Annotated in this window: 14 protein-coding genes; 9 read left to right on the top strand and 5 right to left on the bottom strand. The window is 36.4% G+C overall.

Annotated elements, in window-relative coordinates; genetic code table 11:
- Positions 1 to 82: 82 nt before the first annotated feature.
- A complete protein-coding gene (locus F3D68_RS07535; RefSeq protein ID WP_151193832.1) occupies positions 83 to 493 on the top strand; it encodes a hypothetical protein in 411 nt (136 codons plus the stop codon).
- 461 nt (positions 494 to 954) lie between these two features.
- Here the strand turns inward: F3D68_RS07535 and F3D68_RS07530 are convergent, their stop codons facing one another.
- From F3D68_RS07530 to F3D68_RS07515, 4 genes are all read right to left on the bottom strand, one after another.
- Positions 955 to 1887: a DNA cytosine methyltransferase gene (locus tag F3D68_RS07530; RefSeq protein WP_151193831.1), complete on the bottom strand. Its 933-nt coding sequence runs from the start codon at positions 1885 to 1887 to the stop codon at positions 955 to 957.
- Positions 1880 to 2782 (bottom strand): type II restriction endonuclease, encoded by a 903-nt coding sequence (locus tag F3D68_RS07525; RefSeq protein ID WP_151193830.1) that lies wholly within the window; start codon positions 2780 to 2782, stop codon positions 1880 to 1882. Before F3D68_RS07525 ends, F3D68_RS07530 begins: the two co-directional genes overlap by 8 nt.
- A 193-nt stretch (positions 2783 to 2975) precedes the next feature.
- A complete protein-coding gene (gene traD, locus F3D68_RS07520; protein ID WP_151193829.1) occupies positions 2976 to 4946 on the bottom strand; it encodes a type IV conjugative transfer system coupling protein TraD in 1971 nt (656 codons plus the stop codon).
- Between the two features lie 104 nt (positions 4947 to 5050).
- Positions 5051 to 5824: a complement resistance protein TraT gene (locus F3D68_RS07515; protein ID WP_151193828.1), complete on the bottom strand. Its 774-nt coding sequence runs from the start codon at positions 5822 to 5824 to the stop codon at positions 5051 to 5053.
- 86 nt (positions 5825 to 5910) lie between these two features.
- Between F3D68_RS07515 and F3D68_RS07510 the strand changes: the two genes are divergently transcribed.
- The 3 genes from F3D68_RS07510 to F3D68_RS07500 all read left to right on the top strand — a co-directional run bounded on the left by F3D68_RS07510 (position 5911) and on the right by F3D68_RS07500 (position 6937).
- On the top strand, positions 5911 to 6177 hold the full coding sequence (locus F3D68_RS07510; RefSeq protein WP_151193827.1) for a type II toxin-antitoxin system RelB/DinJ family antitoxin: 267 nt from the start codon (positions 5911 to 5913) through the stop codon (positions 6175 to 6177).
- Positions 6164 to 6445, top strand: coding sequence for a type II toxin-antitoxin system YafQ family toxin (locus F3D68_RS07505; RefSeq protein WP_151193826.1), 282 nt, complete (start codon positions 6164 to 6166; stop codon positions 6443 to 6445). The genes F3D68_RS07510 and F3D68_RS07505 overlap by 14 nt, the downstream gene beginning before the upstream one ends.
- Before the next feature lie 84 nt (positions 6446 to 6529).
- A complete protein-coding gene (locus F3D68_RS07500; protein WP_151193825.1) occupies positions 6530 to 6937 on the top strand; it encodes a hypothetical protein in 408 nt (135 codons plus the stop codon).
- A gap of 7 nt (positions 6938 to 6944) precedes the next feature.
- On the opposite strand, the gene F3D68_RS07495 is transcribed toward F3D68_RS07500, so the two are convergent.
- Positions 6945 to 7817 carry a hypothetical protein gene (locus F3D68_RS07495; RefSeq protein WP_151193824.1) on the bottom strand — a complete coding sequence of 291 codons (873 nt, stop codon included), beginning with the start codon at positions 7815 to 7817 and terminating at the stop codon, positions 6945 to 6947.
- A 223-nt stretch (positions 7818 to 8040) separates the two neighbouring features.
- On the opposite strand from F3D68_RS07495, the gene F3D68_RS07490 reads away from it, so the two are divergent.
- From F3D68_RS07490 to F3D68_RS07470, 5 genes are all read left to right on the top strand, one after another.
- Positions 8041 to 12984, top strand: a complete 4944-nt coding sequence (locus F3D68_RS07490) for a DUF4347 domain-containing protein (protein WP_151193823.1) — start codon at positions 8041 to 8043, stop codon at positions 12982 to 12984.
- A gap of 44 nt (positions 12985 to 13028) precedes the next feature.
- Positions 13029 to 14702, top strand: a complete 1674-nt coding sequence (locus F3D68_RS07485; protein ID WP_151193822.1) for a TolC family protein — start codon at positions 13029 to 13031, stop codon at positions 14700 to 14702.
- Between the two features lie 145 nt (positions 14703 to 14847).
- Positions 14848 to 15672: an efflux RND transporter periplasmic adaptor subunit gene (locus tag F3D68_RS07480; RefSeq protein WP_151193821.1), complete on the top strand. Its 825-nt coding sequence runs from the start codon at positions 14848 to 14850 to the stop codon at positions 15670 to 15672.
- Between the two features lie 12 nt (positions 15673 to 15684).
- On the top strand, positions 15685 to 17025 hold the full coding sequence (locus tag F3D68_RS07475) for an efflux RND transporter periplasmic adaptor subunit (RefSeq protein WP_151193820.1): 1341 nt from the start codon (positions 15685 to 15687) through the stop codon (positions 17023 to 17025).
- 3 nt (positions 17026 to 17028) lie between these two features.
- The gene (locus tag F3D68_RS07470; protein WP_151193819.1) at positions 17029 to 19218 is read left to right on the top strand and encodes a biotin/lipoyl-binding protein; all 2190 of its coding nucleotides are present in this window, start codon (positions 17029 to 17031) and stop codon (positions 19216 to 19218) included.
- The last annotated feature ends 93 nt before the right edge of the window (positions 19219 to 19311 follow it).

The raw sequence follows: 19311 nt of genomic DNA, 5'->3' as shown, positions 1-19311 counted from the left end.
TGAGCCACACCAGAATCCACTTGAAGTTTTAAGCTTAGCCACAATCTATAGCTTCAGTTAAAAATTGAATTAAAAGTCACTAATGCAAAAGCTTGTATTTAAAACAACAGAGGATGAAAAAAACTTTGAAACCGCCAGAAAGTTACTGAAACGAACTTTAAAATTGTTTAAGGCAAATGGTGGAATTGGAGTAGCTCAAGATCAAAACAATAATATATTAAGCTATGATTTTGTGATCAATATGGGCAGCGACCCCATAAATTTTGGTACATGCCTGACTACATATGAGTTAGTTGCTAAAACCAAACTTTACCATGAGCTAGTGACTGATAGTGTTGAAAATAAAACAGACCTTTATCAAAACTGCGTATTAAAGGCGACGAGTAACCCAAGCTTCCGCCCACTATTATTTGATTTGCAGATAATGGCTGAAAAAATAAAGTATATTCATGATAGTGAAATCAATGCTATGCCGAGCAAGAAATTACATTAAAAACATAACATGAGCTTGCTCTACTTCTGTTTGTTTTGCCTTTTTAATCACAAGCCCTGTTAAATAGTTAAATGTCGCTAGTTCATAGATTCCTGAAAAAAGTAGATAAAAAAATGCTGCATTAAGTTGTTGTTAATATTTACTCAACTATACTGAGCAACAGTTAGTCAAGGTTGCTTTCTCATCATCTCCCCTCCCTCCCCTCGATAAAAAGCACCTTGACTACAACCCTATGGGTTGCAGGATGATTAAGCAAGCTCATAAAGTTACAAGCAAAAATAATCGGTTAGTGACAAATCTGCCTAAGAGTGCTACACTTCTTTTATCTAAAGGATTTTCAACTGATTTCCCAGAAAATATTTACACTTTTCACTCTATAGCACCAGAGTGAAAAAGCGTCAAGATGGCTACCCTCAACACGCATTGAAAACTGAAAAGATCATTTAGACCAGATAACACATCTAATTTTTCGTATTTAATGCTTTGCGAATATTACTTGCTATCGCATATATTACTGGGACGCATACACTATTTCCAAATTGTTTATAAGCCTGAGTATTTGAAACTGGAATTTTAAAATCTTCTGGAAACCCCTGAAGCCTTTTTGCTTCAATAGGTGTTATTTTTCTTGGGTTTTTTCCTTTCTGTTCAATTAAAATCTCACTACCATCCTTGTAGTATCTGGCAGATAATGTATTGGTGTATTCGGAGCTCTTATTAAATAAGCCATAGCCAAAACCTTTACCATTTTTTTTATTTTCTAGTTTACGGCGCTTATGCCCAGACCAAAGTCTATCTGATATAGTGTATTTGTCATCTACATTATCTTCTAGAATATCACCTACACGTGTTTTTTTATTCAATGGATTGGGAAAATCAAATTTTATATTTTCATCAAGGAATCCAACAATATAAATTCTTTCACGATTTTGAGGTATGCCAAAATCTCTAGCTTTTAAAACTTCATACTTGGTGTTTTTATAGCCTATGCCATGTAGATGGTCTAGTATTGTTTTTAGAGTATTCCCTTTATCATGCCCTTTTAATTGTTTAACATTTTCTAATAAAAAAGCCTTTGGCTTCCGATATTTAAGTATTCTTTCAATATCAAAAAACAAAGTACCTCTGGTGTCAGAAAATCCCTTTTTTAACCCCGCTTGAGAAAATGGCTGGCAAGGGAATCCTGCTAACAGAATATCATGCTCTGGAATGTGCGATTCTTCAATAGTGGTAATATCACCGTTAACCTCTGCCCCATTAAAATTTGCTTGATATGTGATAATTGCGTGTTTATCAATTTCTGAGGTAAATACACACTTTGCGTCCTCAAAAGCTTGCTCAAAACCAAGCCTAATGCCGCCAATTCCTGCAAATAAATCAACAATCTTAGTCACTACACTTCCCCCAGTAGTTAATAACACTAGGGATTTCTTTATCAAAATATGTTTCAAAATCAATAATATTTCTCATATCATTCAAATGCTTAATGGTTTTTACGTCACTGCGAACAACTAAAACAATATTATGCTCCGCCATTTGCTTGGCTTTTGATGTTGAAATATCATCATCAACTGTTAGTAAATAAATATTTGGTAAATTCGACCTTGATATCTCCTCTACCACTTCCTGCCATCTTTCTCGCAGGGTAGTTTTCATTGACCCAACTATTGTTTTATTTCTAAATTCTTGAAATGCTTTAGTGCTTGGTAAAATTGAATCAACGACCTTCCCTAAACCCAGACTTGAAAATGCTTTTTTGCCAATGGATGCTTGCGAATCATAAGAAAAGCCAAAGTATTCATACAGAAAGTATATTATCCCCTCAAATACTTTACCTGCCCTTGATCTTCTTGACTGAGTATTACTCAGACATAGTTGATAAATATATGGGCTTATACATCCAGCAAATTCACCAAAGAAAAATCTTACTTTTTCTTGGAAATCAATTTGAGAAAGGTCTTTAAATTGATGAAGGTTTAACGAGATATTATGTAGTATTTTTTGAGGAGCATTAAATTTTTTAGCTATTTCACTTAATACTACGCCATTAAAATGTGACTCCTCTAGCAAAAATTCATCATATGAATATTGCCTTAATTTAGTAATAGATTCAGTAATAAGTTTATTTTTTAGCAACCCCTCAATTTCCTCTTTGTTCGATTCCATTGCCTTCCTAGCGGTATCTTTTGGCGGGAGAATCAATTGCTTACGCTTTGCTTGGATGAACTTAGCAAATTTTTCTTCCTCATCATCACTTAGTTTTATAATTGCTTCAAAATCTCTAATCATTTTGTTTTTAGTAACATCAGCTTATATTGATAATATAACACTATTGAGTATCTTAAAAAATAAAAACTCGATGATTATGTCATGTCAGAGATTGGAACTTCGATCCAAGATTATTCTTCTGCTCTCTGCTCATTTTACGACAAAGTCAAATCGGCATACTCCATAGCTATATCGAAATTGCATTGCTCTTGATTTATAACTGATGAAATACATATGTGCTTTCTTGTTCTTCAACTTTATGAGCTTGATTATCTTCCGCCTCCACTACTTCTACAAAGTTGGCATTACTTCCAACCTTATCATTAACCTGATTAACCTTTTGCTCCACTTTAACCGCCTCATCACGCTCTGGGTTGTTTTCCGCTTTCAAAGCTTCCAATGTCACTTTTTCGATCGCATCGTAATCAATAGCGCGTTCTATCAGTGGTTGTTCTAGTAGTTGTTTGCGCTCCTTATAATCAATAGCAAGTCGAGTAATAGGATGGTTGCCTGCTAATCTCACATAACAGTTTAAATTTTCAAGGTTCATAATGGTGCCAGTATCAACCGTTCTTCTGGTGACGCGTTGTCTGGCTATGGTATTACCATCACGTATGGTGTTGGGACCATAGGACTGGCTCTCCCTGATTTCTTCTAAAACATGCTCTCCCAAGTCTTGCGATACCCATTCAGCAACTTGTTTTTTGGGTGATCTAAAGTAAACACTGGTGTTCATGTTATCTGTAATGGCGTTGGCTTCATCACGCCCATAGATAAAGTTGACTTGTGAGTGACTTTGTAAACCAAGCACAACACAGCCACCAAACTTGCGAATATCAGCAACAATATCAGAAAAGCCCTCTAGTCGGTTTAAACTGGCTTTTTCATCCATAATCACCCATACCCGTCTTGTTGGATTGGGTTGTAATGATTGAATCGATTTTAATGCCATACCTAACCATGCCGATATAAGCGGTTTAATCTCAGCATGAAAGTTAGCGCGTGAAGTCACAAACAGCCAGCCTTTTTGGTTTGCATTACTCATCACTTGTGCCTGTATCCAATCACGAATTGCAAAAGGTTTTTTTAACTTATCTTTATCAAGACCCTCTAAGAACCTGAGTGATTTGGTATATGTAGCCATCACCGCACGTATCGAGATAGCTGTTTTTTCAATATCTTTTGACACTAGGTTTTCTGCTTCGGTACCTTTTAATATGCCGCGCAACTCATCTAATGAAGTAGTTAATAAAACTTGTAACAACTTGATCACATTTTTATCTGGCTGATCACGCATTTTCCATGCCACAGTAGCAAAAATAGTACGTGCTGCATCAACCCAAAAGGGATCACTGCCCTGTACTGCCTTCGGCATAAGGTAAGTCGCTAAAGAACCCATTTCAATTGGCGTTTTACACTCTTTCCAAATATCCCAGTTTTCACAAAGTACCGATAATGGGTTTAGCTCTTTATCGGTTGCTTCATTAAAGAAGTAGGGTTTTAGGGTACATTCTTTGTCGTAAACAATAGCAACATCACCAGTGCGCTTAATCTCATCCAGTAAATACATAATCACTTGAGTTTTACCCGTACCAATGGAACCATGAATAAAGATACCTTGCCGCTCAGACAATCTGGGCAAAGGCAATGCATTAGCGATTGTAATATCACCCGCACCCTCTTTGGATTTGTTGACTGATCTAATGGTTTGCTTTTCACTCCTGGCTAACGTTGTGCCAGATATAAATTGATCAAGACTGTTTTTATCGCCCTTTTTAACAAAAGCACGAATAAAAAACGCCATCGCAATCAAATATATGACACCACCAATCAATGCCGAAATAATGGCATGTGTGGTAAATCGCTGTAAGGCTTCTGTAAAATACGATTGATCAATGGGGTTATTAGCAATTTGTGCAGCAGTTAACGAGATACCGCGGGCTGCATCACTCGCTACTATCTTATTCCCCAATGTGATTGAGTTTAGAAAATTTGCCCATATTTGCACAGATAAGGTTTTCACATCCGCCATACTGGTCAATAAAAACATCAACACAATAAATATGCCAATGTAAATTAAAACTGCCCATATGCCGATGCGCCTCATGCTCTGAACAAACATCGCCAGATTATAAAAAAATATCTGGGTGCCGCGAATGAATGATTTTGTTTTTTGCGGGGTCATTGTTGAATACTCCAGAAAAATAATAAAGTCTGATGAATAAGACAAACACCTAAGGATCAGACGAGCAACGTTTGCTTTACTTGCTTTGGTTAAATCAAATTGAATTAACCCAAAATACCTGATACTTGTTTAGCCACCTGAGCCTGCAACTCAGGCTTGGCTTCTTCAAATTTCAAATTTACTTGATTTGCTACCGATACAATGCGTGTTCGATAACGTACCCAATTTGTTTTTTGACTATAGGTTTGCTTGGTCGCAGTCTGTGATCCCTGTGCCAAGTTTGCTTGAGTGGTTTGCGTTACCTCACCATTGACTTTAACCGATACTTGCACATCGGTGATCATGCTGTAATAAACGTTTTCAACTAACTGATTAGCCAACCATGAAACACCGGTAACCGCAGCACCTACACCAATGCCAGCGCCTACGGAATCAGTCGCCACACCCGCAGCAAGTCCAACTAAACCGCCAGTAAGAATATCCGCCCCAAAACCACCACTTAAAGCACCCCATGCAGCCGCTTCATTTTTAGCCTGACCAGCTTGCAGGACATTGATTTGAATCATGTCATGGGCTTTGTCTATATCATTGACAACCTGCCAACCATTGTTTTGCAAATCTTGCGCTAATATTTCTTTTAAGCCTTTAAAATCCTCGGTTAATGTACTTTTTACTTGAATGTAAACCGTCTTATCAGCAGATGAAACAGGGTCAAGAAATATTGACTCAGAGGTTTTTGAACTCACCTCCAAATTTCGATGTTTTATCGCTGTTCCTATCGCTGCACAACCTGAGAGTATCAACAATGACGCTGCCATTGATGCTGTGATTGATAGTTTCAGGATGTTGACTTTCCCCTTTTCTTTCATTTTTTCCATTTTTATTTCCTTATGGGTTGGTTGAAAATTGCTTTGTAGTCACAAATGGACTACAATTAAAGGACAGGTACACATTGGAGATGATAATGAGTACAAACAATACCTACGTAAGAGCAAGAATTGACATGAATACCAAAGAAAGAGCCGCAGAAGCATTGCAGGCAATGGGGCTGTCTATTTCTGATGCTATTCGCTTGCTGATGCTCAGAGTTGCCGATGAACATCGATTACCGTTTGAAGTAAAAGTGCCAAATAAACAAACACTTGATGCCATTAACGAGCTAGAAACAGGTAAAGGCAAAAAGTTTAACTCCATTGATGCACTAATGGATGATTTGAATGCGGACGATTGAGCGAGCAAACACATTCAAAAAAGACTTCAAACGTGAGTCAAAAGGCAAGCATAGAAATCAACTCGGTCAAATATTGCCCGTGATTCTAAATTACCTAGTGAATGATCTCCCGCTTGAACCTAAGCTGCGAGACCATGATCTAATTGGTAACTGGCAAGGTTATCGAGAATGTCATTTAAAGCCCGACTTGCTTTTAATTTATCGCAAAGAAGGTGATGATGTCTTAAAGCTCGCAAGACTTGGATCACACAGTGAAATTTTTGGTTAGCTAATCATTGGTAATGATTGCGTTTTAACCGATTTTATGTTAGGTTGCTCAGAGAGCAAAGTTGCTAAAAACAAGGATAATGCTATGAACGAGAATCAAAAAGAAAGATTATTAAAAATCGCAGAAACAAATCCTGAACTGGCTAAAGAGATGATGGACTTCATGAAAGAAGAAAGGCAGTCATCTCAAGAACCAGTTGCAGTTAAAATTGTTAAAACAGAAGAAGATAAGCTGACAATCACTGATGCACAAAAATCCAAAGCAAAAGAGGCTATTGCATTTTTTATTGTATCAGCAGTATGCTTAATCATAGCTGTCTTATATATACCTGTTAGCCTTGCTTTTAATCAAGTCCCAAACACAATAAGCTTCATTTCTTTAATATTTGGTTGTGTAGCCGCTGGAGTTATTGGTGATTTAATTATTGCCAAAACAATTGGTTTCCCATTATTTAAGCAGCATATTTCTAAATATATAAAATTCAGCAAATAACACATGATTATTTGCCATCACCAAATAAATTATTCCACGCCTCGCGACCTAATTTACCGCTTTCAGGAGCAGCGTTTGCATTTAAGTTAGCTATACCTAACGCACTACCAGCATCTGCTTTTGATGATTCAACTGCTTTGTCAAGATAGCTCTTTTTATTTTCCATTATCTCTGATCTTAAAGCATCGGCTCTTGAACGCAAATCTTGACCTTGCGCATCAACTGGCACATTCATCTTTGGAGGCATTACCATTTGTCGATTAAAGCTCGATGGATCGGTTGCTTTAAAACTATTATTAGGCAACCCAAATTGACCCAATGTTTTGTTAACTGCTTGCGCACCTACATCAATACCTTGAGCATTTACCTTTTGCTCAAACCCAGACTTGCTTTGACCATATTGATTTGCAACCACCGCATTATTAGATTGATATGCGCTGTTAATGCCGCTTACACCACCCAGCTTATTATCGCTATTATGCTGAATTTGCGCACCCGTTGATGACTCAAGTTGTGCTTTATTAGCAAGGAACTCTTGTTTAAACTGATCCGCTGAATCTTGCTGATAGTTATGTACCAGATTTCTAAACTCTGCACTGCCTTGCTGTTGCGGGCTATTGAGATAATAGCTTGCTTGCTCAGAACCCACCTGATTATTCAACCATGATTCAAACTGCGGGATGTCATTATACGACACTGATGAGCCATTGGTTTGCGCATAACTAGCTGCCTGCTGATAATCCATTGCTAAGCGATACTCATTTGCCGCATTTTGGCTATGAGTTTGCGTTTCAGTCAGGCTTGATTGTATCGAGTTACTCTTATCTACCCCAAAATGTGATTCCGCACTGGCAATTTCAGATTTTGAAGACTGACTCAATACATTTAGAGAATTCCTAAATGGGGCACTGGTGCTATAGAGTGAAATATGTAAATATTTTATATTTCAATACACAAGATTACAAAATGGACTATTTTAAAATGAAAGCAGGATGAAACTTGTTACCCCGCAAGCATAACACAAGATGTGTTAGATAGAAACATAACATGCGCTGTAGCAAGTTGATATTACGTTAACTGAATCAATTGTAGAGGTATTGATTATGTTACAGTTTAAAAAATCATATCAAAAAGTAAAAGGTATCCTTGTATCACTCAATGTGAAAAAGGATAAAGATTCTCAAACAGGTTTTCTACCTTATGAATATCCTTCGCTATTACAGGAGCTAGAACCTCGACTGATGTTTGACGGTGCCGCGATTGAAACAGTTGATATTGCAGATGGGGTTAGTGATCAAGAGCAGGCATATATACTCAATTCCCTTGAACAGAATGAAAATGCGCATGCTACTGATAGTCTATTAGCAGCAATTGAGGCAGATCCTGAAGGGTTTCAAACTGACTATAGTCAATTTAAAGAAGTAGTAATTATTGATGCTCGAGTCCAAGATCCACATGTGCTTATTAACTCTATTTCAAGAGATGCTGCGATAGAAGTTATTTTGAATAATCAGGATGGCGTGGATCGCATTGCTGAAATACTTGAAAAATATAAAGACCTCGAGGCATTACATATTGTTTCATATGGAGATCAATCACAGCTGAATTTAGGAAATGCAATTTTAAATCATGAGAGCATTTTAGATTATAGTAGTCAATTGCATAAATGGGGGTTATCACTCTCAGATGAGAGTAATATTTTATTTTATGGCAATAATCTTGGGGAGGATGAGAGTGGAAAAGCTTTTGTTGATCAAATGAAAGAACTCACTGATAAAAATATTTTAACAAATTTTGATAGAGTTGATGTCGCTAATGAAAGCATCACACCCCTCCAGTTATTAACAATAGATGATATTACTAGTGAACAAATAGAAATTTTAGATACAGCTGTAAATAAAGTTGAAGCAACTCTTAACGAGCTTTCCAGTGGCGAGTATTTTTATAGGGTAATTGAAACTGCATTTATGAACAGGTACGATAAAGATTTGCTAGATAGTTTGAAGTCACAATGGATCAGTTCGGATTTTTCTCATTTACCAGAGATTAAAATAATGTCTTCAAATCAAATTTTGGGAGGATATTCTGCATTAGAAAATATAATATACCTTAATAAGGATATTCTTACTTCTGAGAGTTCAACATACCACGTATTATTAGAAGAAATTGGACACTTTATTGATCAGCATATCAATAAAGTTGATAGTAATGGAGATGAGGGTGCTATTTTTGCAAGTTTACTTCTTGATGTGAAAATTCCAAAAGAATATTTGAATCAATTAAAATATGAAAACGATAATGTGTTAGTAACTATAGGCTCTAAAGCATTCAACATTGAAGCGCATCAAACTCATGCCAACAGGGTGATCAATGTAACTGAAAATGGATCTGGTTCTGCCAATTTTGAGCACACACTTGGCGTGTGGTACGAGCCCCCAGGTTGGGTCGTGATATTTAAAGATAGAGTTATATCTTCTGGAACGCCATCTTGGGTCAGCTGGAATAATAGCTCTACATGGTACAATGCTGGTAATCTTGAATATTTAAATCAAGGTCAAACAACAAGCTTTACATATCAGGTATGGACAGAAGAATGGACTCAGTGGTTTGGATCACCTGTAATATTTAGGTCTGATCGATTATCTTATTATGTGACATTTAATGTTACTGGAGAAAATGATAATCCAATTGCAAATGTTGATGCTGGAACAACTACAAAGAATAATGTCGTTTTTGTTGACCCTCTTGCAAATGATACTGATGTTGACTTGGATGGAAACTATGCAAATTTCAGCATTGTAAGTGCAAGTACTCCGAAAGGCTCAGTGAGTATAAATGGTAAGCAAATTATATTTGACCCAAATAGTCAGTTTAATTACTTACTCCAAGGGCAAAGTGAAGTGGTTAATGTTAGCTATACGATGTCAGATCAATATGGTGCTCAATCATCATCAACTATATCAATAACCGTAAATGGTGTTAATGTGCCGCCAGAAGCTTTGGCTGATGTGATGATTACAAATGAAGAGTCAATTAACACTATTGATCCTACAAGTAATGACTTAATATTGGATGCTGGAACGGGACCGCTTAGTGTATCAGGTGTTTCAGCTCCAAAAGGTATTGTGAGTTATATGGGCAATACAGTTACTTTTAATCCAAATGGAGAATTTGAATATTTATCTGTTGGCAATTCAGAAATTGTTAATGTGAGCTATGCTATTACTGATAGTCGAGGTTTGCAGGATTCATCTAGTATTGCAGTTGTCGTTGAGGGTCGTAATGATGCACCCGTAAATAGTGTGCTAACAGCTCAAAGTGTGCAAGAGGATGTATTAACTGCTATTACTGGTTTGTTTGTTAGTGATGTCGATGCTGGTTCAAGCACCATAAATACAACGTTATCTGTAACCAATGGGACATTAGATGTTTCATTAGCTGGTGGAGCAAGTATTATTTCAGGTGCAAATAATAGTACGAACATAACCTTAAGTGGTACGATTACTCAGATTAATGCCGCTTTAGCCACTGTGCAATACCAAAGTAATTTACACTATAATGGTGCTGATGTCTTAACGATACTTACTGATGATGGTGGGAATAACGGTGTTGGACCTTCTCTTCAAGATACAGATACGGTAAATATTACCGTGGCACCAGTGAATGATGCACCCGTCAACAGTGTGACAACATCGCAAAGTGTGCAAGAGGATGTGTTAACCACCATTACAGGATTGTCTGTCAGTGATGTTGATGTTAGTTCAGGAACTATTAGTACGGTGTTATCCGTAGCTAATGGGACGTTAAATGTTTCATTAGCTGGTGGAGCAAGTATTATTTCAGGTGCAAATAATAGTGCGAACCTAACCTTAAGTGGTACGATTACTCAGATTAATGCTGCTTTAGCCACTGTGCAATACCAAAGTAATTTACACTATAATGGCGCTGATGTCTTAACGATACTTACTGATGATGGTGGCAATACTGGTAGTGGTGGTAATCTTCAGGATACAGATACGGTAAATATTACCGTGACACCAGTGAATGATGCACCCATAAACAGTGTACTAACAGCTCAAAGTGTGCAAGAGGATGTGTTAACCACCATTACAGGATTGTCTGTCAGTGATGTTGATGTTAGTTCAGGAACTATTAGTACGGCGTTATCCGTAACTAATGGGACGTTAAATGTTTCATTAGCTGGTGGAGCAAGTATTATTTCAGGTGCAAATAATAGTGCGAACGTAACCTTAAGTGGTACGATTACTCAGATTAATGCTGCTTTAGCCACTGTGCAATACCAAAGTAATTTACACTATAATGGCGCTGATGTCTTAACGATACTTACTGATGATGGTGGCAATGCTGGTAGTGGTGGTAATCTTCAGGATACAGATACGGTAAATATTACCGTGACACCAGTGAATGATGCGCCAACGTCAATTAATCAAGTACGGAATATTTTTATTAATGAAACTTATAATTTTCAGATAACAGATTTTCCTTATTTTGATGTTGAAAACGACGCCTTCCATAAGATAATTATTCCAAATACCGTTTCTAAACCAACATTTCAGAAATTAAGTGATGCACTTGTTAATGGAGCAGAAGTTTTAGCATCTGACTTAATCAATATTTCATATACGCCAATTTACTTTGAAAAAGGCATAAGCCACACATCCTTTAGTTATCAAGTTGATGATGGAAGCATACCATCACCGGTATACTCTTTTACCTTTAATGTCTTAGTGGCTGGAGATATTAATCAAAATGGCGTTATTGATGTAGGAGAAGTTGCAGGGGACGTCGATAAAAATGGTATAATTAATGATTTAGAAATAGCTGGTGATCTCGATGGTGATGGGATTATTACAGCATTGTATGAGGTCTCTGGCGATTTAAATGGTAATGGTGTTATAGATTCACCTTATGAAATTGCAGGTGATGTGAATGGCAATGGTCTTATAGATGAGCTAGGTGAAATCGCTGGAGATGTTGATGGAAATGGTTTAGTTGATCGCCCAGATGAGATTGCAGGTGATGTGAATGGCAATGGTGTTATAGATGAGCTAGGTGAAATCGCTGGAGATGTTGATGGAAATGGTTTAATTGATCGCCCAGATGAGATTGCAGAGGATCTTAACGGTAATGGTGTGATTGGAGATTTGGATGAAAAAGTCGGAAACATTATTATTCATGAAGCTAACATGAAACCGCAAGTGTCAGGAAGTGAAAACAAAGTTTCCAATGAAAAAATCAACGATGCGGTGGTAAACTATAAACAAATTGACTTAGCCGTTAAAGTAGATAATGTTTTTAGCAATAATACCCAGAATATTCTAAATGAATTTGGAAAAGCTCTCAATGAAAGAGCATCGGTAGACACATTGTCAGATATAGCATCAACGGCGATAAAAGAAACGTTAGAATCATCCTCTATATCTGATACATCTGGTATTGTTAAAGGACTGCTCAAACAGGCTATTGATGCGGGTGAATCAACAGTTCGTATTGCGGCAATTGCTTCGAGCATGTTAGATGTTTCTAGAGAAAGTAGTTATGGAAGTGATATTGTTATCAGAAACATTATACAGCAAATCGTAGATTCAGGACTATCAACAGATCAAATTGCTCAAATTTTATCGACAATGCTGTTAAATACGGATGATCAATATCATGATGACTTTATTTTATCGATCGTCTCAGAATCAAATGTTACTGATCTGCATTTATATCAGATGAAACAAATTTTAGAGCAACAGGATCCAGAGTTATCTGATAAGCTGTCAAAAGAAATGCAGATGATCAGAGGTAATTTGTTATCAAACGCTCTTGATGAAACTGATTCACAAACTAATCCTTCGAATAAAGGGTTATTAGCTAAACTGAAAGATATGCTTTTAGGTAATCGTCAAACTCAAGCTGAGGAAATGACCTCCTATGATATAAAGGAGCATAAATATAAAATAGAACTGGCAAAAGCAGAATTATTAACTATGGTTAGGGATAGGTCAGTCGATGATAATCAAGATCGTAAAAAGCGCTAAAGTAATATTTGGCATTAATCATTCAATATGGAGCATTGAAAATTATGAAAAAGCAACATCAAAAGAGTAAAGCTCATCTTAAAGTTAAGTCATGGCTTTGGTTAATTGCAGGCGGCATTACCTTAACAGGGTGTAGCATTACGCCAACAGCAGTCACTAATGAAGCACAGTTGAATAATACTTATAAAGGATTGCATGAAGCTATTGAAAATCAGCAAGAGATAAACCGTAAAGTGACTTTAGCTGAAGCGATCGCACGTACTTTGAAGTATAATCTTGATCACAAGGTACAACAGGCACAGCTTATGCTCGAATCGGGGAATTTAAAAGCTGCCTATATGGAAATGTTACCTGCATTAAATGCAGGAGTTGATTATAGTTTTAGAAATAATGAGCTTATCCAGAATTTAGTAGATTCAAATGGTAACGTTGTAAGTGGTGATCAGAGTTATACACCACGCGAGGTGTTGAATCAATCGTATGGATTGCAATGGAGTTTACTGGATTTAGGATTAAGCTATACCAGAGCGCAACAGCAGGCCAACCGAGTGATGATTGCTGAAGAAGAAAGACGGCGGGTAACACAGCAGTTGATTCAGGAGGTTGTGTCTGCTTATTGGAAGGCATGGACTGCACAATCGATGAAAGAGGAGGTGGTGCGTTTTAAAGCAAAAGCAGAACTTGCCTTACAAAGATCAAAAGAAGCTTCTGAGAAGAAAGTTAATACACCGCAAATTGAGTTGGATTATCAACAGGTATTAATTAAAGCGATTCGTAAAATTAATCAATTAAATGCTCAGATTGCCGATGCTAAAGCAACACTTGTGCGGTTGATGAATGTTAAACCAGGTAGTGAATTTGAGTTGGCTAGCCCAACAAAAGATTTAATAGATTTACCAGATATCTCGCCACAATTTGAGAAAATGGATACCTTGGCACTTGTCTATCGTCCTGAATTGCGACAAGCTTCATATCAAGCTGAAATTGCAAGGAAAGGTATTCAAGCGGCTATTGTAAATATGTTACCAGGTATTGATTTTAGTTTTGGCTATAACGTAACAAACAATGAGTTTATGAAAAATCAATATTGGTGGGGTGGTAATATCGGTGCATCTCTAAACCTAATTCAAACTGTCTTAACAGGTCCTTATGCCATTAAATTGGCAAATGAAGTTCATAGTTTTGAACAATTAAAACAAATAGCAACGACAATGGCAGTATTAACACAGGTTCGTGTTGCTTATGTTAACTACCTGTTATGGCAAGAAGATGCTCGTTACGCCATACAGGAAGCGAAAGTATCCATGGCATTATTTGAACATGCTGAAAAGCTTGAAAAGGCGAGTCAAGGTAATGAGCAAATCACCATTAGAAGGGGAGTTGAAGCAATTTCAGCACAATTTGATAAAGATGTGTCATTGGCCAGAGCGCATGAAGCGTTATCTAAACTGTATCAATCGATTGGCTTAGATATTCTACCTGCTGATGCACGCTATTTACCATTAGATGAACTTGAGAAAAAAGTACAAGTTATATTAAAAGAGCAAAGCCAAGGACAATTTAATGGAGCTATCAATAAAGCATATGATGGTCTTAAACCTACCTTAGATAAAATTAAAGCTCAAATGTTAAAAGATGAAAAAATGACAGAAATAATAAAAACACCAGAAATTAAGGAAATGAAGGAACCACCACCATCTCAAGCGACAGATAAATAGTGAATGAAATAGGAAATGATTTTTATATAGCCTAATACACCTAATCAAAGTGACTATCTAAAGATTTCTCATTTATAGCGTGGTATATATTTGTGATAGGGTGAATAGTAAGAAACTTATCACATGGAAAAGTAAGGAAGCAATCATGTATAGAATTCTATGTGTGTTATTATTAGCGATCAGTTCGACCGCATACTCTGCTGAAAATTATCATGAAGTGTTATTTAAATCGAAATCAAGTGATTCAAATAGCACCTATGCCTCGATTTTTCCTGTGCAAAAAGCAGCTCTTTCGAGTCCAATGACGGGCGTGATACAGAAAATAAATTTTCGTTCAGGAGATAAATTTAACCAAGGGGATGTATTAATACAATTTGATTGTGAAGAAGTTGATTTGAAGTCCAAGCGTGCACAGGCTGAACTTGACGCGGCAAGGGCACAACTTGAGAGTGTATCAGAACTGATGAGATTAAACTCAACCAGTAAGATTGAATTAGCTAAAGCAGAAAGCCAGTTCAAAATTGCTCAGGCTGATCTTAATATCATTAATTTTCAGCAGAAGCAGTGTCAAGTAAGGGCACCCTATCATGGTGAAGTTGTGCATCAAGTAGCCCAAGAAAATGAAACGGTTAAAACGGATGATCCCTTAATTGACATTATCGATAACCGTGAGCTTGAAGTAAGAATGTATATCCCCTCAATTTGGCTTCAATATGTTCACGTAAACACCCTATTTACTTTACATCTGGATGAGCTCCCTAATCAGACGTTCTACGGAATTGTGACTAAAATGGTTGATCAAATTGATCCTGCAAGCCAATCGATTTTAATTTTTGGGCAGTTGAGAGTTGATGATGCGGCATCATCAACTTCATCGATTGATGTAAGTTCAAAAAATCTTTTTTCAGGCATGAGCGGTATTGCATACTTCGATTTTTCATCTGAACATAAGACAAGCAAAAATAAATAAGGACGCGGTAGTATGAAGGATGCATTAGCCAATTTATTGTCTTTACAACAAGAGTTGCGTGAAATAAAAAAACTTAATGAGATAGCTTTTTTCATTACACATCAAACTAAACTACTTATTGAGTATCAACGCGCTATTGTCTGGAGCTCGTGGCAAACTAAGCACATTAATATTTTAAGTATTTCTGGTGTTGCACGATTGAACAATACCAGTCCTTACCATATCTCCAGTGTTAAATTTATTGAAAAACTCATTACTTATTATGGGGCAAATGCTGAAGTTCAAACCATTGATAATGAAACAACTGTTAATAGTATCAAAGACATTTGGATTGAGCCATTGTCAAAATATGCGACTTTTTATTTTTTTCGCAATAACAGACAAGAAATTATCGGCGGAATATTGTTATTAAATAGCCAACCAGCCGAAGACAATGAACTTAAACAGTTTGAATGGATAGTTCATTCATACAATCAGGCTTGGGCTCATTTAAGCAAACCTAAACATTTCTTTGGGCAAATCAAGCATTATTTTAAAAGTCGTAAACGCCGACTTTTTTTGTTAACACTATTAGCAACCTTTCTTGCTATGTTTATTCGCATACCGCAAAGCGTACTTTCGCCTGCTACGATTATTGCTAAAGATCCTGTCATCATTACAATTCCAATGGAAGGTGTTATCGAAACGGTTTTTGTCAAACCTGAGCAGCATGTTGTTAAAGGTGAAGTCTTATTTGACATGGATAAGCGTGATTTAGTAAACGCCAATGAGCTAGCACAAAAAGAACTGGCAACAGCAACAGCAAAATATAAAACAGCTGTACAAAGTAGTTATCAAGATATTGAAAAGCGTGCTGATATTCAGGTTTTACAGGCTGTTATGCAAGAGAAGAAACTTGAAGTTGATTATACGGATCACTTAATCAAGGAGTCAGATATTAAAAGTCCTATTAATGGTATTGCAATTATTGATAATCCGAACCAATGGTTTGGAAAACCTGTGGTTACTGGAGAAAATATCATGCAGGTTGCTATACCTGATCAAATAGAAATGGAGATTTGGTTACCTGTTTCTGATGCAATAAATTTTACAAAAGGAGATCAAGTGAAACTATTTTTAAATGCTGATCCTTTAAGTCCCATACATGGAACTGTTGACTATGCAAGTTTTGAAGCAACCATTACACCATCGCAAATTTTAGCCTATCAAGTAATCGCACAAATTAATCCTGAGCAAGGGATTCCTAAAATTGGTAGTCAAGGAACGGCGAAACTAATGGGTGGTCATGTTAGTTTATTCTATTACTTATTCCGTAAACCAATCACAACATTAAGACAGTTTTTCGGGTGGTAAAGTATGCAAATGTCAATGAATTCAGAGTTGCCTGAAAAACTTCCACCTTTACGCTCTGGGGTTTCAATTGAGAAAGGTGGTATGGATTTTAATGGTAGTCCAACATGGGTCATTCAAGATCATATCAATAATCGATTTTTTCATCTAGGATGGAAGGAGCATGAAATACTATCTTGTTGGCAAGAAATAGCACCACAAGATTTGATTGATCAGGTTAAATCAAATTCATTGGCACCGGTAAGTTTAGAAGACATTACGCAAATCTTAAAATTTCTATCTCAAAATTGTCTTATTGAGCAAAGCTATGGTGTACTTAAAGGTATTAACGATATGCAGCACTCAAAAAAAACCAATTGGTTTTTATGGCTTGCTAAAAACTATCTTTTTTTTCGGATTCCGCTGGTAAAGCCTGATCGTTTCTTAAATGCTATATATCCTTATGTTTCTTTTATGTTAGGCAAGGGATTTGCCGTTAGCATGATGATTTTAGCGATTATTGCTATCATTTTTACTTTACGACAATGGGATCAATTTACGCATACTTTTTTTGCGCTTTTTTCTTTAGAGTATATTTTACTATATGCTATTGCACTGATTTTTGCTAAAAGCTGCCATGAGTTAGGTCATGCATTAAGATGCAAAAAGTTTGCACTAAACGTCCCCACAATGGGTGTAGCCTTTTTAGTGATGTTTCCCATGCTTTATACCGATACCAGTGAAAGTTGGAAGGTCAATAATCCCAAAGAGCGTATTACCATTGCGATTGCTGGCGTTGTTACTGAAACATATATTGCTATTTTTGCGTTGTGTGCTTGGTTGCTATTGCCGGATGGTGCACTAAAAAGCATTTGTTTTTTTCTAGCAACCTATAGCTTATTAACAACCTACTTGATTAATATTAGTCCATTTTTACGATTTGATGGATATCATGTTTTATCCGATATTCTTAGTATGCGTAACTTGCAAACCAGAAGTTTTGCACTAACCAAGTGGCGTATGCGTCAGCTATTTTTCGGGCTCAAAAACCCCCCGCCAGAAATATTTACAGTGTCACGTCAACGATTGTTAATCATCTATGCAATTGCAACGTGGATATATCGCTTTATCTTATTTTTGGGAATTGCGATATTGGTTTACTATTTGTTCTTTAAAGCACTCGGTATCATTCTATTTGTTATCGAAATTATTTATTTTATTTTACAGCCTATTTACCGAGAGATTAAAGTTTGGTGGCAAATGAAAAAAGATATAAAGCTTAATAAAAATACTCTGTTCTTCACGTTAGTATTATGTGCAATTATTGTTCTAATGTTTGTTCCTTGGCAAAACCAAGTGCGGTTACCTGCTACTTTGTCTTATCAAACAAAAACGCTTTACACAGACCTGGGTGCTCGTGTAATAAATGTATATGTTAAAAAAGGAGATTTAGTTAAAAAGGGGCAGCTTCTTGTGCAACTTGAATCTGATCAACTTAATTTTAAGATTGCCCAGACGAACGAGAAATTAAAACAGCTTATATGGCAACAACGTAATAGCGTTCATTTTCAAATGAAATTTGAACAACAACTAGTGCTTGAAACGCAGATCAATCATTTCAAAGCTCAATTGAAACAGTTATTAAATCAGAAGGATAAGCTTCAATTTAAATCACCATTTGATGGTGCCATTGAGTCATTATCTGATGATTTACAACCCAATGCATGGCTTAAAGCAGATCAAGCACTAATGCTTTTGATTAATGATCAAAAAGTTAGTGTTAGAGCTTATATTAATGGTGAGAACCAAGAACAATTAAAAGTAAATCAAACAGGATATTTTGTGCCTGAGGACATTGATTTATCTTCATTACCAGTTATGGTCAAATATATTATTAGCTCACAAGCGAGCACTTTCCTTTCTCGCCAGAAAAATAGTGCTAATCTAAAATATATTCATGAATCAGCCCCTTTAAGCGCTTATCATGCATCAATATATGGAGGCAGCATTGCAGTTAATGCTGAGCATTCAGGCAGTGGTAATCTTCAGCCTCAAGAAAACAGGTTTTTAGTATTGTTTGAACCAGAAGCGCAGGCGACTTATAAATTACCGCATGTTATCCGTGGCACTGTCTTTATTAATATGCCACGTAAATCATTAGCTCAACGTTTATGGCAGCAGATATTAATTTTATGGGTTAAAGAAAGTAGCTTTTAAAGGTATACAGTTAAGCGATAATCCAATTTTATCGATAAAACATCGGTACAGAAAAACTAAAATATTTTTGTACAGACTGTAGCCCTAAAAATA

This window comes from Cysteiniphilum sp. JM-1 (assembly GCF_008711525.1).
Classification (GTDB): Bacteria; Pseudomonadota; Gammaproteobacteria; order Francisellales; family Francisellaceae; genus Caedibacter.
The sequence above is the reverse complement of the archived record's forward strand: the minus strand, read 5'-3'. Positions and strand labels throughout refer to the sequence as shown.